The organism is Alloacidobacterium dinghuense, assembly GCF_014274465.1.
In the GTDB taxonomy this organism is placed as follows: Bacteria; Acidobacteriota; Terriglobia; order Terriglobales; family Acidobacteriaceae; genus Alloacidobacterium; species Alloacidobacterium dinghuense.
In genome coordinates, this window is record NZ_CP060394.1 from 1852511 (window position 1) to 1875134 (window position 22624).

Consider the following 22624-nt stretch of genomic DNA (forward strand, 5'->3'; position numbering starts at 1 on the left):
AGGCGATGCTTTTCTATGTGGCTTGCGCTTATCGGGTATCAGTATTACTACTTGGACGCGGCGGCCTCTCCGGATCGAAACTGGATTTCGTAAAGGAGAAACACAATGAACAGCATCATTAAGTCCGCACTCACACTTAGTCTGGCAACCGCAGTTTTGGCTCTTCCCGCGCTTCCATCGCAGGCGGAGGTCCACTCAAAGTCGAAGGACATGGTAATCATGGAAGCTCGTGATCTGCCAGAGCAGGCGCAAATGAAAGGCAACTCGCTCTTTCTTCATTCAGACAGCGAAGGCAACACGTACCTCTATGTTGAACAGCAGCAGGGCGCGCGGCTAACGGTGTTTGACGTCACTGATCCGGCTCATATCAAGGTAGCAGCCAGCACACCGCTGCCTGCAGAGGGCGCATTCGACTTCGTTCGCGCTCTTGGCGATCATGCGGAGATCGTATACTTCCGCGATGGCCAAAAGGTAGGAATCCTCGATTTGCGCAGGGCGACCAAACCAGTACTCCGCACCATATCGAGTACAGCCAATCTCTATACTGGTGAGACCTTGGGACAGAGCGGCCTTCTCGCTGCGAACGAATCATACAAATACATTCCTGCAGTCGCCCGCGACTTTCAGGTGATCGATATCTCTGCGGCGAACCCGACCCCGCTGGTAACTCTCAAAAATGTGAAGCATCGCGCGACGAATGATGAAACCGGAACAACATTCTTCCTGGATGACGATGGACTTACAGTTGCTCGGCAGATCAGTGTCGAAACCGAGTACAAGATTAATCAGATGCGGACAGAGGGAAACTGAGGGCAGAATGTTTGAACAAGCAGAAAAGGCCACACGCCGATCTGGGCGTGTGGCCTTTTGTTTTGGGCTTAACAGCGGCGCCGGAGGATATCGGTCTCGCCGTATAAACCATTTTCCGATTCCGTGGTTGCGGAATAGGGCGGGAAGTGACCCAGCATGGTTCGTTCCGGGTCGCGTTATGGCAGAGCTGGCGCCCTGCTACTTTAGAGCGATGAAAACCTGGTGATCTGCTCGCAGACTCGCATGGTTCAGTCGAGTGCTCTTCTCTGAGCGTGAAGTCGGCAACTCGAGATTCAAATGCGCATAGGAAGCGAGAATCTTCCTTAGAAAATATTGGTCTCCGGATTTGTCAAAGACTACTTTGCCGAATTCGGATCGGTTGTCCTCCACAGGCGAGGTGCGCAGGAGCGTGACTGTGTGCTCATGATTCTGGATTACGACTGCGATGAGATCTGTCGAAGAGATCGTATAAGTTCCGGCAGGAAGCTTTGTATTGCCGGCGTTGAAGTCGAATGGGATGGTGACGCGGATTTTATGCTGTTGCGCACTCGCTGTGCCAACTGTGACCATGACTGCCAATGCGAAGAAAATGATTGCGACAATACGTTTCATAATAGACTTTCTCCTCTGGTTCTACTGCAGGTTTGTCGGCTGTAGTGTTAAGGCCACTTGGTATGCCCTCGCATTGAATATCGAAAGCCGCACGCAAAAGACGACACGCCATTCGATGGTGCGCGTAGCTGTAGTAGGAAAATCGGGTGCGCCGATGAAAGATCGTGGATGGTTTTGACAATAGAGAAGCGTTTAAATCGTTTGCCTTGTGGTGTTCCGCTGCTCCTACTACACTTTTCCCCATGAAATCATCGACGACATTGCCTGCTCTCAAGTGGTTCGCCCTTTTGCTCGGGGTGATCGCAGCCTCCGCGCACGCGCAAGAGTGGGCGAAAGCCCGCCTGGAAGCTTCGCCGCGTCACCATGAATACGTGCCCTTAAAGCATGGCAACCGTACGGTGCAGGCATTTGTCGTTTATCCAGAAGTGAAAGAGAAAGCCACGGTGGTGATTCTCATTCACGAGATATTCGGTCTTAGCGACTGGGCGAAAGAAATGGCGGATGAGCTTGCCGGGCAAGGCCTCATTGTCGTTGCTCCCGATCTGCTTTCCGGCTTTGGCCGAAATGGTGGCGGATCGAGTGAATTTCCCAATCAGGACGCGGCGGTAAAAGCTGTCTCCGGCCTTGATCCCGATGTAGTCAATGCTGACCTCGATGCTGCGGCAGATTATGGGAAGCACATTCCGGCGGGCAACGGCAAGATTGCAGTCATCGGATTCTGCTGGGGCGGAGGAAAGTCCTTTGCATTCGCTGCCCATCACAAAGACCTCTCAGCGGCATTTGTCTTTTATGGCCCAGGCCCGGCGGATGTATCGACCATTACGGCACCCGTATATGGTTTTTATGCCGGCAACGATACGCGCATCGGCGCGACAATTCCCGCAACGACTGCGGCAATGAAGGCTGCGGGCAAAACATATGAGCCAGTCACCTATGATGGTGCGGGTCACGGCTTCATGCGTGCCGGTGAAGATCCGACGAACACGGTGCCCGCGAACAAGACGGCTCGCGAACAAGCGTTTACTCGCCTCGTGACTCTGCTCAAAGGGGTGAAGAGTGCCTCAGTGGCAACGCACAGCAGCGATCAGAGGAGTGCCAAAATGTCTACGGCGGGTTCGAGCATTTCGTGTCATGACACGGCCACCGCAACGATGTAAGGGGATTGAGGTCTCGGCTGGCTGCAAACTAAGGAGCAAGATGGAACAGAGTCTGGACCGCACGATAGCGCTGCTCAGTCGTACTCCCGCAGCCCTCGATGCACTGCTGCGCGACTTGCCTGAAGAGTGGACGCGAGGAAGCGAAGGCGGAAACACCTGGAGCGCGTTTGATGTTGTCGGTCATCTGATCGACGGTGAACGCGTTGACTGGATGCCACGAGCGAAGATGGTGCTGCAGTTTGGTGAGTCTCGAACGTTTGAGCCGTTTGATCGTGAGCAGCACCTGAGTCAGACCGCAGGAAAGTCCCTGGAGCAGCTATTGGATGAATTTGCTCGTCTACGTGCAGAGAATCTCGAAGAACTGCGCTCCTTGAACCTTAGGCAAGAAGATTTGGAGCGGCGCGGACGGCATCCTACCTTTGGGGTCGTTACTCTTTCGCAGCTGCTGGCCACCTGGGCAGATCATGACCTCACCCATCTGCATCAGATCTCAAGAATTCTGGCCCACCAATACCGCGAGGCGGTAGGTCCGTGGAGCAGGTTCCTGGGCGTGCTGCAGTGCCAAGGCCACAGCTCGATGTAATAACCCCCGCCGTTTCTCCCCAAACTTTCCATTCGCGATATCCGACCAAAAGGCCTCCTTCCCGCCACTTCCTTGTTTATTCGGCGCATCGATTTCGTTTGTGACTGGTCAAAAACATCTTGACTCGGCCATCGAATTCATTCACACTCCTTCAAATACCGAAAGCAATTGAAACCAATAGCTGAGCTCGTCCCTCTCTGGTTGAAAGGAATGCGAAGCAAAATGAAGCGCATATCTTGTCTTCTCCTGTTTTTATTCGGTACCTGCGTTGCAGAAAGTTTCGCCCAGCTCGACACCGCGTCGATTGAAGGACGGGTGGCGGACAGCTCCGGAGCGTCCGTTGTAGGGGCTGCTGTAGATGTAATGAACATCGAAACGAACTACACCTACCATGTGACATCGAATAAAGATGGCGAATGGTATGCCAGTCCTGTGCACATCGGGACCTATCGCGTTACGGTTACAGCGGGAGGATTCCAGAAGAGCGTAGTCGATTCGGTAACGCTCGACGTGCAGCAGCGGCAGCGCGTGAATGTCGAGCTCAAGCCGGGCGCGGTGACCTCGACGGTAGAAGTAACCGGAGCGGCATCGTCGCTTGAAACTGACACGGTTGAGCGCAGCCACCTGATCGACAGCCAGACGATGGTCACGCTGCCTTTGAATGGCCGCAATCCGGTACAACTGGCGCAGCTGACCGTAGGAGTAACGACCAGCGAGCCCGGGGCACGCGATTCTAATGGCTACGGCTTCAGTGCGAATGGTTCGCGTTCCCTGCAGAACAATTTCCTGTTGGATGGTATCGACAACAACTCCAATCTGCCCGATTTGCTGAACGAGGCGAACTATGTGTTTATGCCCTCGGTCGACGCGCTGCAGGAATTTCGCGTGGAAACCAATTCTTATTCCGCCGAGTTTGGCCGGGCTACCGGTGCGGTGGTCAACGCGACCGTTAAGAGTGGGACGAACCAGTTTCACGGCGTAGTCTATGAATTCCTGCGCAATCAAAATCTGGATGCAAAGAACTTCTTCGACACGGTGCAGCCGTCGTATCACCAGAACCAGTTCGGCGCGACGCTTGGTGGGCCGATTCTCCACAACAAGCTTTTTTTCTTTGTCGATTACGAGGGGCTTCGAATTTCGCAGGGGCAGACCAATACCGCTCTTGTACCAACTGCAGCGCAGCGGATTGGGGACTTCTCATCGCAACTGGATCTCACTTCTCCAACCGGCGTGCTTGATTGCAACGGTCAACCGACGTATGCGGGCGAGTTATTCGATACGAAGCAGACGCAAGTCAGTGCGGCGAGTCCAACCGGTTATTGTGGTGTGCCTTTTGCGTATGCGGCGAACGGAGTCACTCCGTCAAATGTGATTCCGCAATCGAAACTCGATTCGCTGGGGCTTACGCTGGCCGCGCTCTACCCGGCTCCAAATGCGAGCGGGCTGGGCTACAACTATCTCTCGAACCCCAAACTGATCAAGGACCGCAACCAGGGCGATGTGCGTGTGGACCAGGTGTTTTCAAGCAAGGACAGCGCATTCTATCGCTTCAGCATGGGACGTCAGCCGGCGACGATTCCATCACCTTTCCCGGGACTTGCCGATGGAGGAGGGTTCTTCACCGGCATTGAGAACAATGATGCGTACAGCGTGGCTGCCAGCGAGACGCACATCTTTTCCCAGTCACTGGTCAACGAGGTGCGGTTCGGGTACAACCACCTCCACACTACCCGATTCCAGTTCAACTACGGCACCGACGTTTCATCGCAGGTAGGTTTTCCCGGAGTGCCGTACGTTTCAGGCACAGACAATGGTGGTTTGCCGCAGTTGACGTTCAGCGACATGTCAACCCTTGGAAGCCCGACGTATCTGCCCTCGGACGAAAGTCAGGATACGTATTCGGTAACAGATACTGTGACGCTTGTGCGAGGCAATCACAGCATCAAGCTGGGCGGATCCTTCCGGCCAGAGCATTTTGCCATTCTGCAACCGGCCGCGTCGCGCGGCTCAATGAACTTCGGCACACAGTTCACGGATAATCCCGCGGATGAAGGAACGGGCGGCAGCGGGTTTGCAACATTGCTGAGCGGTCAGCCCGGCGGCGGGACCATCAACAACATCAACAACATTAATTATCGGCGTACGGTGTGGGCGGCATTCGTTCAAGATAACTGGCGGGCGATGCCCAAGCTGACGGTAGAACTTGGGTTGAGGTACGAGCTTTTCTCTGGAATCACGGAAGAGAATAACGCGCAGGCAAATTTCAATGCTATAACCGGCGTGCTGGATATTCCCACAAACAGCCACGTCTCGCTCACTCCCACACTGGCGCAGGAAATACCTGTCAATCACACGGCATCTGATTCGCTGATCCCTACCCCCAATTTGAACTTTGGACCCAGGGTCGGCCTGGCGTATCAGTTCAGTCCGCGCTGGGTCTTCCGGTCGGCATTCGGCATCTTCTTCAACGGGGACGAAAACGGGCCGTACAGCAATCCCAGCCCGGGGTTTAATCCACCGTACTTTGATACGGAGAACTACGTTGCTCCGTGCGGCCTGTCATCCTACAACCCGAATGCCGGAAGCTGCGCGATTGATGGCCTGAGCCAATTGTCGAACGGGTTTCCGAGCGATGCGCTGGTTGACCCGAACACACCCGCTTTGTTTTCCGAGAGCAAGCTGAGCACACCGTACGTAGATCAGTGGCATGCCAGTTTGCAATATGAGTTGGGAGACAAGACGGTTGTTGAGGCTGCCTATGTCGGATCGAAGGGAACCAAGCTCTATACGTTCGCTAACCTGAACCAGGCGGCGCCTACAGCAGATCCGTCAGCGCCGACAGCTCCGCGGCGGCCGTTCCCCTATGTCGATTCCTCCATCGGGTGGCTGCAGTCGAATGGCTTCTCGAATTACAACGCTTTGCAGCTTCGCTTCCAACACCGGTTCGCGAGCGGGCTTTCAGCGCTGATCAACTATACCTACAGCCACGCACTGGGCGATTCGTCGAATGCCAATCTCGGTGCGCAGAACAATGACAGCTTCCGCTGGAGCAAGCATCCGGAGTGGGAATACGGCAACCTCGACTTCGACAACCGGCACCGCATGGTTGCAAGCGCATGGTGGGATCTGCCGGTGGGTAGAGGGAAGGCGCTTGCATCCGACGCGAATTCCTTTGTCAACGCGGTGATTGGCAACTGGCAGCTTGCGGGAATCGTGACGCTGTCTTCGGGAACCTGGTACACGGTGACGGATGCCAATGCCAACTTTGCAAACTCCGACGGACAGCAGCGTCCGGATGTGGTGCCGGGACAAAGAGCGAATGGACATCCGTGCGTGGCGGGAACTTTCTTCAACACCTGCGCGTTTCAGGATCCGGCGGAAGGCTCATTCGGCAATGTGGGCCTGAACACACTGCGCGGTCCCGGGGTTGAGAACGTTGATTTCTCGGTGCTGAAAACTTTTCCCATGGGCGAGAGCCGCAGGGTGGAGTTTCGCGGCGAGTTCTATAACGTGTTCAACCACCCAAACTTTCTGTTTGCCGCTCCTGGGCCGCAGAACTCGAACAATGCGACGGTGCTGGGAACTCCGAGCTTCGGCTACACGACAGCGGCCAACGATCCGCGCCTGATCCAATTTGGGTTGAAGTTCTACTTCTAGGACAGATGGTTTTGCGAGCAAGGTGGGGTGTAATTTTCCTGGCAGATGTGTTCCGTCTCAGGGAATGAGAGCCTTATCGCGCCAGTGAGCGGCGAGAAACTGTTCGCGATAGGCTGCGTCGCGGAAGGCTTCGGTTCCACCGGAACGCGTGACGGACAATGCGCCGGCAAGATTGCCGTAAGCAAGGCATGATTCGAGCGGAGCCTGTCGCACCCACTGATGGAGAAAGCCGGCGTCGAAGGAGTCGCCTGCGCCCACGGGATCGACGGCGTTGACGCGGATGCCGTCCACATCGATGCGCTTGCCATTACGCCACGCGCAGGCGCCTCGCGATCCGCGCTTAACGATGAGCAGCGGAACTTTCGCGGCGACTTGTGCCATGGCGGCTTCTACGTCGTCTTTCCCGGCGATTTTGATTAGTTCCTCTTCATTGCAGAAGAGCAGGTCGGTGATCGTGAGCACCTCTTCAAGCACTCCAGCCCATTTATTTTCCGGGTCGTCGTTCGTATCGAGCGAGGTGCTCAAGCCGCGACGCTTCATTTCGCGAAATATTTCCGGGATGTCGGGAGTGAGCTTGCGATGCAGGAAGATCGACGACATGTGAAAGTGCCGGGCGGATGCGAGGCGGTCGATGTCAACGTCTTCGATGCCCATCTCGAACATTGCTCCGGGATAGGTCAGGATGCGCCGTGTGTCGGTCAGGGGCAGAATCAGGGTAACGCCGGTAGAACTTCCGGTGGTGGAGCGCACCACGCCGCTCAAGTCAATTCCAACTTCGTGGAGCCGCCGACAGCACATCTCGCCGAGCGCGTCGGGGCCAATGCGCGAGGTGAAACTCACGCGGGTGCCCATTGCGGAGAGGTTGTGCGCAAGGATGGCCGAGGAACTGCCCAGCGTCATGGTGAAGCCGCTAGCCAGGATTTCCCGTTCCTCCGGCAAATCGCGCGGGATGCCGTACAAAATGAGATCCGCGTTGAGTTCGCCGACGATACTGACGTCGGCTTGCGCGACTTGTGAGTTAGACATTGTCTTCGTCATGGCTCCAGAGAAGATATAACAAGGCGTAGTTTATTGAGGAGATCTGCATCCTTCGATATCTATCACTCGAAACTGATTGCTGGTTACGTAATGTAGCGATATACTTTCGTAGTGTTTCATAATAGTTTCAAGGCGACAAGATAGAGCATATTTCTCTTGATACCCTCTAGCCCACGCATAATGAAAAAAGAGAATCATATTCCAATGCCGATTTCCAATCATGCGAGCACAGAGCTTGATCGCGTCATCCAAACGCTCTACACCTTCCAGGAGATCATGCAGCAGCCCGATTTGTGGCTTAATACGGTCGAGCGGGTTCGTGCTGCAGTTGAGCAGTTGAATCTTACAACGAGATTGGCGAACGTGCGGGTGCTGCTTACGGGGGCCGGCACCTCAGCCTATGCGGCGGCCTCGATCGCCGCGGCCTGGCCGCGGGCCGTAGCGGTTCCAACGACGGACTTGCTGGTGGACGCCGAGCGTTATCTCGCCGACATGGATGTGGTCATCTCTCTGGCACGTTCAGGAAACAGCCCGGAGAGCGCTGCCGTAGTCAAGCGAGTACGGGCGGTGCGTCCGGAGATTCTTCAGTTAGCGATCACGTGCAACGAAGAAAGTACTCTGTCGCAATCGGGATTGGACGGCTTGATTGTTCTTGATCCGAAGACAAATGATCGCAGCCTCGTGATGACCAGCTCCTTTTCAAATTTGGTGCTGGCTGGGCTCGCTCTTGCGCGATCTGACGAGATTGCGTCCACTGTCGGTGCCGTGAGCAAGAGGGTGGCTGAGCTGCTGCCATCGATCAATATAAGTTGCGAGCGCATTTCGGCGGATGTTCGTGATCGCGTCGTAATACTTGCCTCGTCGCCCTTTCGTGGCTGGACCTGCGAGGCCGGGCTTAAATTGCTCGAAATGACCGCGGGACACTTTTCCGTCGTAACGGAGAGTTTTCTCGGGTTGCGCCACGGTCCGATGTCTTTTGTTAAGCCGCAGACGCTCGTCCTGTGCCTGCTATCCAACGATCCGGTGCGTCGGATGTACGAAGTGGACCTGATTCGCGAGTTACGCGCCAAGAAGATTGGCAGGCTGGTAGGCATCACACAGGCTACAGAAGAGAACGCGGCAGAAGCGGGAGATCTATTCGACAACGTGCTGCCAGCGGTCGCTCCGCATCTGCCGGATGACTTGCGCACTTCCTTTGAGATCGTCACGCCACAGCTTCTCGGATACCATTTAAGCCTCAGTATTGGTTTGAATCCTGATAATCCAAGCCCAGACGGTATCATCAACCGTGTAGTTCAGGGGGTCAGAATTTATCCTGTGACCTCCGACAGAGGCTGACTCCCGTACGCGCGGAGGTGACTCCCGCATGTGCTGGCGCTAGCGACTGCACAAATCTATCTTTCTGGGAGCACGAGCTTGGCGCAACAGAAACAGACAGTTTCCGCATCAGCGGAAGGCGGAACAGCGAGCCTTCACCGGACGCTCGGCCTGTGGAATCTGATCATCATTGGATTGGTGATCATCCAGCCTACGGCGCCGATGGGAATCTATGGCGTCATCAGCAACAAGGCCAATGGCCACGTTGTTACTTCGATTCTCATCGCGATGGTCGCAATGCTGCTCACAGCCATCAGTTACGGCCGTATGGCGCGCGTTTATCCCAGCGCAGGCTCAGCCTATACGTATGTGGGGCAGGAGATCCACTCGGCTTTTGGCTATGTCGTCGGCTGGGGCATGGTGATGGATTACCTGCTGAATCCACTGATCTGCACAGCATTTTGCGCAAAGGCGGCGATGAATATTCTTCCCGGACTGTCCTACTACGTCTGGATCGTTATCTTCGCGGCCTTCTTCACATGGGTGAATCTGCGTGGTGTGAAGACCTCGGCACGCATGAACGAAGCGCTCTGCGCGGGCATGGTGATCGTGGTTGCAATCTTTCTGGTTTCTGTTGTCCGAACAGTTTGGCACATGCAACACGATCCCGGATTTTTCACGCGGCCCTTTTATGATCCGCAAAGCTTTCACCCTTCCAGCATCTTCGCTGGGACGTCTGTCGCAGTGCTTACCTATATCGGGTTCGATGCGGTATCGACGCTCTCGGAGGAAGCGGAGAATCCGCGACGCAATATTCTGCTTGCGACCGTCCTGGTCTGCCTGATTACGGGTCTGTTATCAGGCGTCGAAGTGTATGCGGCCCAGTTGATTTGGGGATCGAAGCCTTTTCCAAGCAATCAGGTGGAATCATCATTTGCTCTCATCGCTCGGCAAGCAGGAGGTGCGCTACTCTTTCAGATCATCAATTTCACACTGCTGGTGGCGAATATGGGGTCCGGCATGGGATCGCAGCTCGCCGCTGGACGCCTGCTCTACGGTATGGGACGCGGCAACGCTTTGCCGAAATCATTTTTCGGAGCCATTGAGCCGAAGCGACGTATTCCGCGCAACAACATCGTGGCGGTCGGGCTGTTTGCTTTCGCCGGGGCGGGGATTCTTGAATTCTTCTCCAGTCGTCTCGGAGGAGGCGCCTATGAAATCGGTGCGGAGGCGCTGAACTTTGGCGCTTTCATCGCATTTATGGGAGTGAATGCAGCGGCATTTGTCCACTACTGGCTGCATGGCAGGAACCGCAACCTGAGCCATCTGTTCGTGCCTGTGCTCGGCTTTGTGATCTGCGGCTTTATCTGGGTTCATCTCAGCAGGCCCGCGCTAGTTCTCGGGGCGCTGTGGATGGTTGCAGGAATTACCTACGGAGCGATTCGCACACGCGGGTTCCGCTCTGAGCTCGTCACCTTCGAAGTGCCCCCAGAAGAGGCCTGATCACACATACGCGCGAGAGCGTCGGCGTTCTACGCCAAGATTAAGGTACAGCCTAGCGACCGCACCTTGGCCTGGATTTCATCGCGCAGGCCGGTGTCGCTCACGACGGTATCGATCTCGGAAAAAGCGGCAATACGCGACATGCTGCGCATGGTGAACTTGCTGGCGTCTGCCACCAGAATGATTTCGCGCGCAATTCGCAGCATCGCCCGGTTGACGGTTGTCTCTTCGAGATTTGCACCGCTGACGCCAAAGTCCGGATCGCATCCCGCGCCGCTCAGAAACAGCTTGTCAGCAGAGAATTGTTCGAGCATGTCTTCAGTGGATCGGCCAATAATCGATGCCGACTCACCGCGCACGGTGCCGCCGACGATGAAGGTAGTTACACCGCGTGCGTCGAGCAACTCGGCTGCGATGTTCACTCCGTTGGTTATGACCTGAAGCGCCTGCTTGTTCTTGAGCTGGCGAGCTATTTCAAGTGTCGTGGTACCCGAGTCAAGAATGATGGTCTCGCCGTCGTTGATGAGCGTGGCCGCCATTGCGCCAATGCGCCGCTTCTCCTCGGCGTGGGCCTTTAGCCGCTCGGTGACGGGAGACTCGCGCAGGATGCGGTCGGGGAGCACCGCGCCACCGTGGGAGCGAAGCACTACGCCGCGCTGATGCAGTTCATTGAGGTCGTTGCGAATGGTGACCGCCGAGGTGTTGAACTTGTTCACCAGGTCATTGACCCGTACCCGGCCTTCACTGCGAACAATCTGCAGAATTTGCGAGCGCCGCTCTTCGGCCATCATTCCATCCGCAACCTGCTCTTCGATGGCTCCGTTGCGGTTTGCATTCTTAACTGGCACGTTAGCGTGGGCCTTGACCATGTTCAACCTTCGCCTTTCAGTTTCTGTTGTCTTTGGCATTTTATTGCGGTCTTCGAACCGCTCCGAATCCACTTACCATTCTGTTGTTTCGTTTCATAATGCGTAAGTAGTCACTCGATAAAACGAAAGCAAATGTTAACCCCGAAACCGATGATTGACAAGGCTCAGAAAGTCTCCCGCACAGCTCCGATTGCCGCGAAGCCGGAGTTTTCCCGATAATTTGATCAGTTTTAGAGAGTCAGTCTGCGCCACTTGGACAGGACTGCACTTACATCAGGCTGTTCTCAACTCGCCTGCGTATAGTGAAGCGAGCACACGCAACGCTTGCATGTGGAGTTTTCCTGGACATTCAGTGTGCTTCGGAAGGCTCGCGCTTCCTCGTTGTTGAGCGCTTCTTCGAGTGTTGAAGCTTCGAGGCTGCCTGTCTTTGGGTGAAAGAAGCAAGGCCGCACTGATCCATCGACCTCAACCACAGCAGAAACCCAGGGCGCATTGCACTTTGGCGCTTCCGAGGAAACTTGCCCCAGATGAGCGCGGAAGTGGCGCGCAATCCGGCGAAGTTTTTCTGGGGATTCAACAATGAATCTGCTGTTAAAGTCATTGCCGTGCTCGCTGATCAATAGATCAATCTCTCTCTCCAGCACCAGAATCTCAGTTGCTGATAACGCGATCTCATTCTGGCGTTCTCCAGGCCACACTAGTTCGCGATTGAATGCTTGCGAGGTGACATCTGCGGCAAGAAATGAAATCGAGTCAAGCCCTAGTGATCGCGCAGCCTGTACCGTTTGTCTGAGAGATGAGTAGTTGGCTCTTTGCACTGTGCTGCGCCCACGGATTGGCAGGCTGGGGTTCAACTGTCGGAGGGCAAGAATACCGTCGCGTATGAGCTGAAAGCCGCCGCGCACGCGACGCACGCGATCATGTATCTCTTCGGGTCCATCGAGTGAGACGATGACTTCATCCGTCAACGTCGCCACTAACTCTGCACGTTTCTTTAAGAGCAGTCCAGTCGAAAGAAGAGTGATCGTGACTCCGCATTCCCGCAGAAAAGAGCAGAGCGCTTCAAGGTGACTGTGCAACAGCGGCTCGCCACCGGTTAACACAACCTGTCGTACGCCCAAGTTGATGATTGATTCTCGGTGGCGCGTGAGCTCTTCTGTGGTGAGTTCTCCAGCGTTGCTGCGCTTCCAAATGTCGCACATCAAGCAGCGGCAGTTGCACCGCTCATGCACATTCAAGATCAAGATCGGCAATTTCTGTAGGCGATCCGATGCGAGCAGTGTCGGCTTGATTTCAGCCAACCCGACGTGAACTAACTGGGACGACATACGGATTTTCCTCCCAGTCGCACAGCTCCTTCGCCGAGAACGCTCTCAGACTCGCGTAGCAGATCCTCAATTGGCGCCCGCAGCCAGCGAATATCGCCATCCACGGAAAGAGGCTCTAGTCCGTCTCGGTCTACATCTGGCAGACGCCCAAAGATAAATTGAGAGGCCAGCTGTACGCGCCCTGACAGCAGTACAAGCTCAATATCACTTGCACAAAGCGAAGAAAGGATTTCCGCTGGACTGCCCTGCCTGTCACGCACTGCAATCAAATCAGCCGGAGATCCCGAGCGAATCGAGCCTCTGCCATCCTTGATCCGCAGAATCGAAGCGGAAGAGTCTGTCACCATGGCAAACAACTTTTGCGCTGGCAGCTTACATGTTTCGTACGCAAAGCGGATTTCATCCAAAAGATCTCCTGCCGCTGTGAGAGGCGAGTCACTGCCAAGGGCCAGCCGTTCAACTGAATTCAAAACTTCAAGCCGCGGAGTTTTTCCGAAGAGAAAATCATTCGACGAGGGACACACAATGAGCGAGGTGCCACGAGAGTTTAATAAGTCTGCTGCTCTAACATCAAGAGCAAGCCCGTGAATGAGCACCGTCTTCTGATCCAACACCCCGAGCGTGTCGAGAGACACTAGCTCCTCGTTCGACTGATCGTCAATACCTTCGCAAGCATGAATCACGAACGGCCGGTCTTCTCCGCTACTAGAGTGCGCGGCCTGTATATCTGTGGCGAAGGCAAGCGAGTGTTCCCATCCAAGATCCGAGACAATGTGCACGGGAAAGTCTTGCGCTAATAAGGATGGATCAATGGGATTGTGATGACAGACGGTCGTTACTCCACTCAGGAGATTGCGAATGCCTCCCCACCACAGGCGTGTGCGCTTCGGAATTCTTCGATGTACAGCGATAATCTCGGCATCACTCCGCTGAATATCCTGAGCCCACTGGGCTGCGTTCTTGTAACCTCCTCTTCCAAGTCTGGGGAAGAGAGCGAATTCCAGGTGATCGTGTGCGTTGATCAGTCCTGGAAAGATAAGGTAGCCGGTTAAGTCAATGCTCGTGATCGTCTGAGAGGCAATTGTCGGGGGGTGACTGCTCACTATCTCAACGCTTCCGTTATTCGTTGTTATGGACGTCGCGATTACTTCGCGTGGCCCTAGAGCGCATCTTGCTCCAGAGAGAAGAAGCCGATCTTTCTCCTCACCTGGAACGAGCGAACGATTATTATCTGCCTCGAGCTTCGTGAGATGCAGCAGATAAATCGCAGGAAGCCCCTCTGCCTCGGCGAAACGCTCCAAGCGGTTATGCGACGCGAAAAGATCTTTCTCCGGCGATCCAAATGCGGGTTCTATGACTGCCCGTTCCGAAAAACCCGCGGCTTTGAAGACATTCAATATCTCTGAGAGAGCCCAGCATTTCGCGGGCAATTCCAGTTCGGATTCGCCTATGTGAAATGACCGCTTCCAGCAAAGGCTCGTCGCCGTTTCTGGATGCATGTCGGATATAAAAACATCGCAGCCTGGCCGAGCTACTCGCGCGAATTCTGCGGCGGCTTTGCCCAGATCATCTTCATAGCTCAGAACAAAGGATGCGAGCATTACATCCATTGTGGAGTCTTTGAACGGCAGGTTGGCGGACCCGGCCAAAGAGAGTTGTAGCTCCGGAATGTGCTTTGCGGCCGCTTGTGCAAGCATCTCCGGCGAAGGGTCTACACCGTGTAGCGATTGGGGTCGTGATGATTGGCTGAACTGTGCGAGCCATCTGCCAGTGCCGCAACCCACGTCGAGAACGTCGCGCCCGTCTATTCTCGGAAGAATTCGCGATAAGTAGCGCTCTTCAAGCATCAGCAGAGGGTTTTCTTGCCGATCGTAGACGCTTGCCCACGCAGAGAACACATCTCCCGGTTGCGTTCTGGTTTCAAGTTGAGAAATCGCGCTCACAGGCTCTCACGTTTAGGTTTTCGCAATTGGATAAATTGATGTGCCCACTGCAACTCGATGGGGAAACTGTAAATTCTCAGTGCGTAGCGCCAGGCGCTGAGAGTCTTTAGAACCGTCCTGCTCCAGCGGGGCGCGCGAATGTCCTGAACAGTGGGCCAGCGCGAGCCAACAACAATCTCAAAATTATCAATGAGCTTCTTCGTCTTGCGTTTCATCCAGGGTGCGCTGGTATCAATACGAAGAGTGAAGTCCATCCACTTCTTCGTTGCCCATTCCGCAGGTGTGTCGGGAAAGGATATTTGTCCATCGACATCTCCATACATCGAGCCTCGCTGCGGTGTCGGGGTATAGTGCTGAACAATGATCTCCGAATCAGGATTGATCCGCTTGATCTTGCGGATGAAGCGCAGCGTCTCCCGGGTATCGCGCTCCGGGTCTTTGGGATTACCCACGACAAATGAGAACTCGGGAATAATGCCGAACTGACGAGTGCGACGCGCCATGATCAACGTCTGCTCGGTCGTGATGCCTTTCTGCATCTCTTTGAGCGCCCAGTCCGATCCCGACTCTGCGCCGAAGAAGATCATGGCGCAACCAGCCCCTTTGATCGTCGCCATCGTTTCGTCGGAATATCGCGACATGATGTCTACGCGGCCCTCGCACCACCAGCGCAGATTCAGCGGCATCATCAGGTCCATCAATTTCCGTGCGTGATCTTCCCGTAGAAAGAAATTCATGTCGTAGAACTGGACCGAGTCAGCACCATATTTGGATACGAGGTGCTTGAGTATGTCTACAGTTCGCTCTGGCGACTCCATGCGCTCTTCGCGTCCGTAGGCTGCGTGTACCCCACAAAAGCTGCAATTGAATGGGCAACCGATACTTGCATGATGAACGGCAGTTCGCTTCCCGAAAAACGATGGGCGAAGATACTGCTCCACTGGAAGCCGATGGAATGGTGACCATGGAAAACTGTCTGGTCCTTTCATCGGACGCTCGGCGTTCGTGCGATGCAGGCCGAAAGTGTCTTTGTAGGAAAGACCAAGGATACTGTCGAACGATCGCTTGCCACGCAGCGCATCGATCAGTTCAAGCAGTGTTTCCTCACCCTGACCTCGCACCACAAAATCCACGTATTTTGCATTCAAAGTTGAGTCGGGGTAGATAGAAGGGAAGTATCCTCCCCAAACGATTTTGATATGCGGGCGCAGCCGCCTTATCTCTCGCGAAGCTTCCATGGCGGCGACCATTTGCGGGCCGGGCATGCAGGAAACGCCGACGAGATCAACCTTACGGCTGTCTATGAAAGAAAGAATGGAGTCAACCGGCTTGTCGTCCAGGTTGCCATCAATAATCTCGTACTCTTCACGGCCTTCCAGGACAGCAGCCAAAGCCAGTATGGCAAGCGGAAGGCGGCAGTTGCGAGGTTTGGTAGCACGCGGATGGAAGAGAATGATCACGCAGTTTTCCTCGCACTGTAGATCCGGAAACGCGAGGGCTCACGTCTGCCGCGCAACTTTGCCAACAACGGACGCACGGTCCACTGCAGTCCATAGAAGGGGGTGTCGCGCTCCCATCGCACATTGAAAGCCTGCTCTAGGTGTGCGAGTCTTTTGTCCGTTAGATACTCAACGCTTGCGATTGAGTCTGACGCGGTACCGTATTGCTTAGTAAAGGCAGCCTGGCGCTCGGCAACCATCTGTTCGCCGCTCTTGGCCGCGGAATACCACGGAGAGTCGGCAATGATGACGGCTCCATGCTTCTTGGTGCACCGCAATGCTTCACGTATGGCTGCCTGATCATCCTCGGCATAGTGAAAGGAAGCATTGAAGATCACTGCATCAAACTGATCATCAGCAAAAGGAAGCCGGGACATTTCCGCTCGGAAGCGAGGAAATAGATGATCGAGATGCTTTTCGAAATGGACGGCTGCACCTAATCCATCTTGATCGTTCGTCAAAATATCAACTGCTATCGGCTTGTATCCTGCCAGTGCAAGGCGATAACTCATCCATCCATTTCCTGCGCCAAGATCAAGCACTATCGGCGATTGCTTACGATCATGAATGATTTGCGGCAGCACCTTTTTGATAAGGCAGTCAAAGGTGCGTGCGCGGATTTTCCATTGCCATGCGTTCTTGCCGGTTACATCTTGATAGGGGAGATTCAGATAGAAATCTTCCTGGAGGCTACCGCGGCCTTCTGCCGCTCGAATCGTTTGATAGTCCTCAATAAACCGAGAGAAGTGAGCAAGCCTCGCGGATGGGATCGCCTGCCCGATGTCCTTCTCGTTGCGCATTACAAATTCGCAATTTGAGCAATGGACGTCGGTTGGGTTTGCAGACTTGCACAAGGACAAATGCCCGAGGGTAGCAGCACAGCCGACACACTGCAACTGGATGCTATCAGCTGCAGCATGCAAGGTCTCACTCCTCATCTCGCAGAGTGTACTTGCCACGATTACACTCTCTCCATCGACAACAACACGTGATCTCCGATGCTACGAAAGAACGGAAGATCACACAGGAGTTTGTCGACTTTTTTCATTGCAGCAAGCAGGCGCGTGTGTTCAGAGATCCAGCCTTCCAAATACGACGGTGGAGTCGTAATGCCGATACCAGTGATCGAACGTAGTCTGAACTCGGGGCTGAAGGATTTACGCAGCGACGCTAGCGTCGGGTAATAGACGAAAAAAGGGTGCCTTTCAAAGCTGGCGAGGGATTTTCCGCCCCATCGACGGATGGCCTTGCGAAAGTTGCCTTTGAGTGTGTAGTGCAGGGCCTCCCAGAGGCAGAAGCGCGTTGAGAGACACAGCAGGAGTTTTGCCCCGGGTCGAACGATTCTGGCAAGATCGCGGGAAACTCCGTGCAAATCTTCGACGCAGTTGAGGCCTGAAAAATTCGAGAGCACACCGTCAAAATGCTGCTCAGGAAGCTCATGGATGCGCTCAGTAGGCAGCACCTGGAAGCTAATTGGGGAATGCGGTACCTCAAGCTGGTGTCGTGCGCGCGCATGTCGAACCATCTGTTCTGAAGCGTCGCAAGCTGTGATGCGAATGCCTCTCTGAGCGAGAAAGATCGCATCCTCACCTGTACCGCAGTTAATCTCAAGGACGTGGTCGCCGGGGAGGAATGTTGAAGCTGCGCGATTCCAGACAATTTCGCGTTGTGCACGACCGATGATCGTGAAGGTAAACAAATCATCGTAGTGGGTAGCCAGCGTGTCGAACGCTGCGCCTGCAGCGTGGGGAGAATCAAGAACGACGGTCATTGTTCGACCTCGTGATAGGTAGACAACAGTCCAGCACGCCATTCGTGAATATGCTGATCGAGAACGCCAATCTCAGATGGTTCGCCTACGCCATCATTCTGAATAAGCTTCGCGCGAGCCACTTCGTCACGCAACAGCTTGTCTGCAAAGCTGTAGAAGGCCTTCGTGTGCTTTCCCTTGACCTTCAACTCGCGATCGGAGGTCTTGCCCCACGGCTCAAGCTGAACGAGGCGATCAGATATCTTCTTGTAATAAGGCGTTCCCTTGATTGGATATGAGACGGTCGTAAAGAAAATATCCGGCTGTGACACGCTTACATGTTGAATCGTTGCTTCAATATCTTCGAGGTCTTCTCCTTCATAACCCCACATTAGGAACATACCGCTCTGTATGCCGCGCTCGCGGCTCATTTTCACTGCATTCTGGACCTGCTCTATTTTCACGCCGCGGTCCATCGCGTCGAGAATGCGCTGTGAACCGCTCTCCGAGCCAATCCAGAGACGAAAACAGCCGAGATCGGCGAGAAGATCCAACATTTCAGCATTCAGACGATCGGCGCGTGAGATGCACTCAAACGGAATGTGCAGATTCCGTCGACGCATCTCGTTCGCATACGAGCGAAGCCAAGCGTGATTGATGGTGAACACATCGTCGGAAACCCAGACCATATCCGGTGAGTAGTTTTGGAGAAGCCATTCAACCTCGTCCACAACTAAAATCGGATCGCGCCGGCGATGCGATTGCCCGAAGACCTGATGACTGCACCAATTGCAACGGAAAGGACATCCCCGCGCGGTGATGAAATTGATCGAGCCGCTTCCGTGATGCGTTCGCCAAGTGTCCACATAGCGCTGAATATTGATGGCGTCGCGCGCGGGCCACGGCTGCAAATCAAGATTGGCGATCTGGGCTTGTGGCGGCATCTGGCGCATCTCCCCATCCCTATCGAGAAACGCCAGGCCTGCAACCTTCGAAAAGTCAGTTTCGCCCGCGCGCATGGCCTCCAGAAGCTCTTCGAGCGTCAGTTCGCCTTCACCCGAGACGACAAAATCAGCGCCAGCCTGCAGATATTCAAGCGTGTAGGCGCCCGGCTCAGGGCCGCCTACTACGGTCTTCCATCCTGCTTCGCGAGCAACGCCAAGAATCTCAATGACATTGCTGCGCGTCATCAGGTTTGCATATACACCTAACAGAGATGGCTTTTCAGTGCGAAGCAGGGTAAAGAGTTCTTCGCGACTGGAAAATGTTGTGTCGAAGACATCTACGGCGAAACCTTTGTTCCGAAGATGGGAGCAGATGTAGAGAATTCCCAAGGGAGCGTACGGCTTCATAATCTGCCGCTCCTTTGGGTCTTCAAATAGGAAGTACCCGTGAGTAAGCAGAAGATCGCGCATTCACGCACTCCTCGCAGCAATCAATCCGCTCACCGGAAACAGCCCTGATTCTGTAGCGTGCGGGGCCAGTTCTGTGAACTCCGCGTTTCTGCTCAAAGGTTCCAACAGATGGACGCGTTGCCACAACTCTTCGGCGGTGGAAAGAGAGGATATGGCAGATGTTGAGTACCAACCGCTGACTTCTGCGTGCAACGCATCGCGCACAGCGCGGTAAAAATCAGTTGTGTACGCAGCCTTGAACATGATGCAGAGGTCATCACTGTCCGTCCAGTTCCGCTTTGCTCCTAGTTCCGCCTGCACGCGTTGATAGAAGACAGTGCCAGGCAGCGGATACGAGATAGAAATGCCGATGTCATCGGGCCGCGTTTTGCGGACAAACGCGATTGTCTCCTGGAGTTCGTGCCAGCTCTCACCTGGATATCCAAACTGGAGAAAATAGCAGGCGCGGATGCCGGCATGTTGCAGACGCTGACGTGCGGTAACGACTGACGAGAGTTTCAGCCGCTTGTCCATGGCGTCCAGAATCTTTTGCGATCCGGACTCCACCCCCATCCACACCTCGGTGCATCCAGCCGACTTCAGCGCCGCGACGGTTGATTCGCTCATCAGATCCGCACGCGATTGAACCTTAAACGGCAGTGAAGCGTTTCGAGCCTTTACTTCTGCTGCAAATTCCTGCATCCAGTGCTGATTGAGAGCAAAGATGTCGTCGCCGAACCAGATGTGTTCGGCCCGTGCCACCTTCTTAAGCTGGCGCATTTCTTCGGCGACTTCTACCGCAGGACGCAGATGATACTTGTTCCCCGAGATCGGCTTGGCGCACCAGTTGCAATGGAATGGGCATCCTCTTCCGGCAACCATGTTCACCGAGAAGTATCCGTGTGCCTCCTTCCACGCTTTGCGGTAGGGTTCAAGATTGATTAGGTTTCGTGAAGGTGCTGCCAGATTCGCCCATTCCGGATTTCGTGAAAACCTCTGCGAAGTGTGCACCAGTCGTCTTTGTACGTCGAGTCGCACTAGCCCGGGAATGTCGCCGACAGGCTCTGAGCGCAAAAGAGCTGAGCACAACTCTGCCAGCGTCTGCTCGGCTTCTCCTTGCAGAATGTAGTCGATGCCATTCTCAAGAAACAGTCTGGCATTGTCTGTCGCATCCGAGCCATGAGCGATCACGGTGGCGCCGCTCAAGCGACTCATTGCGGCAATCTCGAATGCAACCTCACGCATCCGAGTCAGGCACATCTTGGAGAGGAAATTGAAGTCGTCCTCGTAGATAGTGACAATTCGCGGGCGATGAGCCTCGATCGCGCGTTGTATGCCGGCAATCGGGTCCTCAAGCATCGGGTCGAAGACGGCAACAGATATATGCTTTGCCCGCAGCGCAGTAGCCGCATACAACGTTCCAATCGGCGAGTACGGCTGCATCTTACGCATCTGCTTCTGGTCGTACGGAAGATGATACGAGTGCGTAAGCAGCACATCAGCGGGTTCCTGCATTTCAACGCCGCTCATCAGCACGCCGCCTCCGCCGGAGTATTCGCAAGTCGCTTTGCATCCACGGCCGGTTTCATTGCCGTGTACTTCTTCAGCTTGTTGTTCACCCACAGTTCGACAGGGAACTTGTAGATATCGCGGTCGAGTCTCCAACGAGCAGGGAACGAAATACACTTTTGCGCGAGACGAGTGATTGTGCCGCGTTTGTCCGCTGCAATTGGAATGCGGTCAAAGGCGATGCGCAGATAGTCCCTCGTTACCTGCAGGCGCTTGTGCTCGGCTCCATCCAGCCACGGCAGCCGGGTGTAGCGCGGAAAGAAATCCGCCCATTCTTCTAGAGACTTTGGAACCTCAATGCCAAGTTTCTCTGTTTTGTCGAAGATTGGCGAGCCTGGATACGGTGTAAAAATGTTGGTCCAAAACTCAGTGCCGGGAAGGCGGCGGCACATGTCCATCATGAAGTTGATGGTTTCACGCCGTTCTTTTCTCCCTTCTCCCGGAAAGGCGAAGATGATGTTGAAGGAGGGACGAATACCAGCCTCAAGGCAACGCGCGGCACTCTCGTAAATCGATTCAACGTCCTGCCAGCTCTTTTGCATTGCTTTCAGCACTGTGGGCGACCCTGATTCCGCTCCCTGACAGACCTGATGAAGCCCGGCACGCCGCAGCAGCTTCAGGTCCTCGGTCGAGAGTCGCGAGGTTAAATTGGTCGTCGCCTGAATGCTCCAGCGATAATGCGAATTGGCTCGCACCAGACCCTCGGCTATCGCCCGCGCACGATCGAGATCAACCAGGAAATTGTCATCGACGATCCAGAGCATCTCCAGTGCGTACCTGCGACTGAGATCAACTGTCTCCTCCACAAACTGCTCAGCGGGCAGAGCATTCCATTTACGCCCGTAGACGCCCGCGTTTGTGCAATACGCACAATTGAATGGGCACGCCAGGCTGGATGTATACATTGCCCAGCGCCTACCGCAAGTACGCTCGTAAGCATCGAAGTCAGCAATGTGATAGGCCTTGGGTGGCATTTCGACGAGCTGTCTCAGAGGCCGCTCAGGGGTCATAATCATCCGCCCGTCGCGCTTGAATCCGATGCCAGCTACAAAGTCCGGCGCGGAGCCGCTCGCAATGTGTTGAATAAGCTCAAGGAGTGAGTCCTCGCCCTGACCGCGAACGATGTAGTCGAGGTAAGGCGCCTCAAGCGTCTGCTTGGGAAGCAGGGACGGATGCCATCCACCGAGGATGATCGGGAAGTCGGGGTTCCAGGCCTTGATGGCCTTTGCGATCTCGACCGTTTCCCGAATCATGGGGCCTGTTACGAGAGAGATGCCGAGACAAAGTGCGTCCTGGACCTCAGTGAGCACCCGCTGTTTGAAATTTGGGGTGATTGTGGAATCGATCAGCACTACCTCAAAGCCGGCACGGAGCAGAGGAGTGGCAACAGCTAGAATCCCGAGCGGAGCCGTAGCTTCGGAACTCGCGAACGAAGGGAAAAAGAAGACGATTTTCCGAGATTTTTTCAAGTTGCGCTTCATGCTGGTGGTTACAGAGTAAGAAACGCAACGCTTGGATATGTCTCAGGATTGTCAGTTGAATGTCATCAATTCATCAAAATTGGAGTGATGGCTGGAATAAATCAGGAGGGAAAG

17 protein-coding genes are annotated in these 22624 nt (G+C 54.7%); 6 read left to right on the top strand and 11 right to left on the bottom strand.

From position 1 onward, the window contains the following. Window positions 1-105 precede the first annotated feature (105 nt). Window positions 106-810 carry an LVIVD repeat-containing protein gene (locus H7849_RS07470; RefSeq protein WP_186745371.1) on the top strand — a complete coding sequence of 235 codons (705 nt, stop codon included), beginning with the start codon at window positions 106-108 and terminating at the stop codon, window positions 808-810. Window positions 811-1008: 198 nt separating this feature from the next. On the opposite strand, the gene H7849_RS07475 is transcribed toward H7849_RS07470, so the two are convergent. Further along, the gene (locus H7849_RS07475; protein WP_186745372.1) at window positions 1009-1422 is read right to left on the bottom strand and encodes a hypothetical protein; all 414 of its coding nucleotides are present in this window, start codon (window positions 1420-1422) and stop codon (window positions 1009-1011) included. 242 nt (window positions 1423-1664) lie between these two features. Here H7849_RS07475 and H7849_RS07480 point away from each other — a divergent pair, with 242 nt between their 5' ends. The 3 genes from H7849_RS07480 (at window position 1665) to H7849_RS07490 (ending at window position 6819) form a co-directional block, all read left to right on the top strand. Next, on the top strand, window positions 1665-2579 hold the full coding sequence (locus tag H7849_RS07480) for a dienelactone hydrolase family protein (protein WP_186745373.1): 915 nt from the start codon (window positions 1665-1667) through the stop codon (window positions 2577-2579). A 40-nt stretch (window positions 2580-2619) separates the two neighbouring features. Then, window positions 2620-3162: a DinB family protein gene (locus H7849_RS07485; RefSeq protein WP_186745374.1), complete on the top strand. Its 543-nt coding sequence runs from the start codon at window positions 2620-2622 to the stop codon at window positions 3160-3162. A gap of 222 nt (window positions 3163-3384) precedes the next feature. Then, on the top strand, window positions 3385-6819 hold the full coding sequence (locus H7849_RS07490; protein ID WP_186745376.1) for a TonB-dependent receptor: 3435 nt from the start codon (window positions 3385-3387) through the stop codon (window positions 6817-6819). Between the two features lie 57 nt (window positions 6820-6876). On the opposite strand, the gene H7849_RS07495 is transcribed toward H7849_RS07490, so the two are convergent. Continuing rightward, entirely contained in the window at window positions 6877-7845 is a 969-nt protein-coding gene (locus H7849_RS07495) for a carbohydrate kinase family protein (protein ID WP_186745378.1), read from the bottom strand. Between the two features lie 216 nt (window positions 7846-8061). Between H7849_RS07495 and H7849_RS07500 the strand changes: the two genes are divergently transcribed. After that, window positions 8062-9195, top strand: coding sequence for an SIS domain-containing protein (locus tag H7849_RS07500; RefSeq protein WP_186745380.1), 1134 nt, complete (start codon window positions 8062-8064; stop codon window positions 9193-9195). Between the two features lie 78 nt (window positions 9196-9273). Next, entirely contained in the window at window positions 9274-10677 is a 1404-nt protein-coding gene (locus H7849_RS07505) for an APC family permease (RefSeq protein WP_186745381.1), read from the top strand. Window positions 10678-10706: 29 nt separating this feature from the next. Here the strand turns inward: H7849_RS07505 and H7849_RS07510 are convergent, their stop codons facing one another. From H7849_RS07510 to H7849_RS07550, 9 genes are all read right to left on the bottom strand, one after another. Beyond that, complete coding sequence (locus H7849_RS07510; RefSeq protein WP_251106677.1) at window positions 10707-11546, bottom strand: DeoR/GlpR family DNA-binding transcription regulator; 840 nt, start codon at window positions 11544-11546, stop codon at window positions 10707-10709. A 284-nt stretch (window positions 11547-11830) separates the two neighbouring features. Then, on the bottom strand, window positions 11831-12874 hold the full coding sequence (locus H7849_RS07515; protein WP_186745383.1) for a radical SAM/SPASM domain-containing protein: 1044 nt from the start codon (window positions 12872-12874) through the stop codon (window positions 11831-11833). Then, entirely contained in the window at window positions 12859-14817 is a 1959-nt protein-coding gene (locus tag H7849_RS07520; RefSeq protein WP_186745385.1) for a methyltransferase domain-containing protein, read from the bottom strand. Before H7849_RS07520 ends, H7849_RS07515 begins: the two co-directional genes overlap by 16 nt. Beyond that, window positions 14814-16277 carry a B12-binding domain-containing radical SAM protein gene (locus H7849_RS07525; protein ID WP_186745387.1) on the bottom strand — a complete coding sequence of 488 codons (1464 nt, stop codon included), beginning with the start codon at window positions 16275-16277 and terminating at the stop codon, window positions 14814-14816. Before H7849_RS07525 ends, H7849_RS07520 begins: the two co-directional genes overlap by 4 nt. After that, the gene (locus H7849_RS07530; protein ID WP_251106678.1) at window positions 16274-17116 is read right to left on the bottom strand and encodes a class I SAM-dependent methyltransferase; all 843 of its coding nucleotides are present in this window, start codon (window positions 17114-17116) and stop codon (window positions 16274-16276) included. The genes H7849_RS07525 and H7849_RS07530 overlap by 4 nt, the downstream gene beginning before the upstream one ends. Before the next feature lie 161 nt (window positions 17117-17277). Beyond that, complete coding sequence (locus H7849_RS07535; RefSeq protein WP_186745388.1) at window positions 17278-18087, bottom strand: class I SAM-dependent methyltransferase; 810 nt, start codon at window positions 18085-18087, stop codon at window positions 17278-17280. Next, window positions 18084-19481, bottom strand: a complete 1398-nt coding sequence (locus tag H7849_RS07540; protein ID WP_186745390.1) for a B12-binding domain-containing radical SAM protein — start codon at window positions 19479-19481, stop codon at window positions 18084-18086. The genes H7849_RS07535 and H7849_RS07540 overlap by 4 nt, the downstream gene beginning before the upstream one ends. Then, window positions 19482-20990: a B12-binding domain-containing radical SAM protein gene (locus tag H7849_RS07545; RefSeq protein ID WP_251106679.1), complete on the bottom strand. Its 1509-nt coding sequence runs from the start codon at window positions 20988-20990 to the stop codon at window positions 19482-19484. Continuing rightward, a complete protein-coding gene (locus H7849_RS07550) occupies window positions 20990-22498 on the bottom strand; it encodes a B12-binding domain-containing radical SAM protein (protein WP_251106680.1) in 1509 nt (502 codons plus the stop codon). The genes H7849_RS07545 and H7849_RS07550 overlap by 1 nt, the downstream gene beginning before the upstream one ends. Window positions 22499-22624 lie beyond the last annotated feature (126 nt).

Coding starts and splice junctions, on each gene's coding strand:
- H7849_RS07485 (WP_186745374.1), top strand. CDS start 2,620: ATGGAACAGAGTCTGGACCGCACGATAGCGCTGCTCAGTCGTACTCCC.
- H7849_RS07495 (WP_186745378.1), bottom strand. CDS start 7,845: ATGTCTAACTCACAAGTCGCGCAAGCCGACGTCAGTATCGTCGGCGAA.
- H7849_RS07500 (WP_186745380.1), top strand. CDS start 8,062: ATGCCGATTTCCAATCATGCGAGCACAGAGCTTGATCGCGTCATCCAA.
- H7849_RS07510 (WP_251106677.1), bottom strand. CDS start 11,546: ATGGTCAAGGCCCACGCTAACGTGCCAGTTAAGAATGCAAACCGCAAC.
- H7849_RS07475 (WP_186745372.1), bottom strand. CDS start 1,422: ATGAAACGTATTGTCGCAATCATTTTCTTCGCATTGGCAGTCATGGTC.
- H7849_RS07515 (WP_186745383.1), bottom strand. CDS start 12,874: ATGTCGTCCCAGTTAGTTCACGTCGGGTTGGCTGAAATCAAGCCGACA.
- H7849_RS07535 (WP_186745388.1), bottom strand. CDS start 18,087: ATGACCGTCGTTCTTGATTCTCCCCACGCTGCAGGCGCAGCGTTCGAC.
- H7849_RS07490 (WP_186745376.1), top strand. CDS start 3,385: ATGAAGCGCATATCTTGTCTTCTCCTGTTTTTATTCGGTACCTGCGTT.
- H7849_RS07480 (WP_186745373.1), top strand. CDS start 1,665: ATGAAATCATCGACGACATTGCCTGCTCTCAAGTGGTTCGCCCTTTTG.
- H7849_RS07470 (WP_186745371.1), top strand. CDS start 106: ATGAACAGCATCATTAAGTCCGCACTCACACTTAGTCTGGCAACCGCA.
- H7849_RS07530 (WP_251106678.1), bottom strand. CDS start 17,116: ATGCGCAACGAGAAGGACATCGGGCAGGCGATCCCATCCGCGAGGCTT.
- H7849_RS07540 (WP_186745390.1), bottom strand. CDS start 19,481: ATGCGCGATCTTCTGCTTACTCACGGGTACTTCCTATTTGAAGACCCA.
- H7849_RS07545 (WP_251106679.1), bottom strand. CDS start 20,990: ATGAGCGGCGTTGAAATGCAGGAACCCGCTGATGTGCTGCTTACGCAC.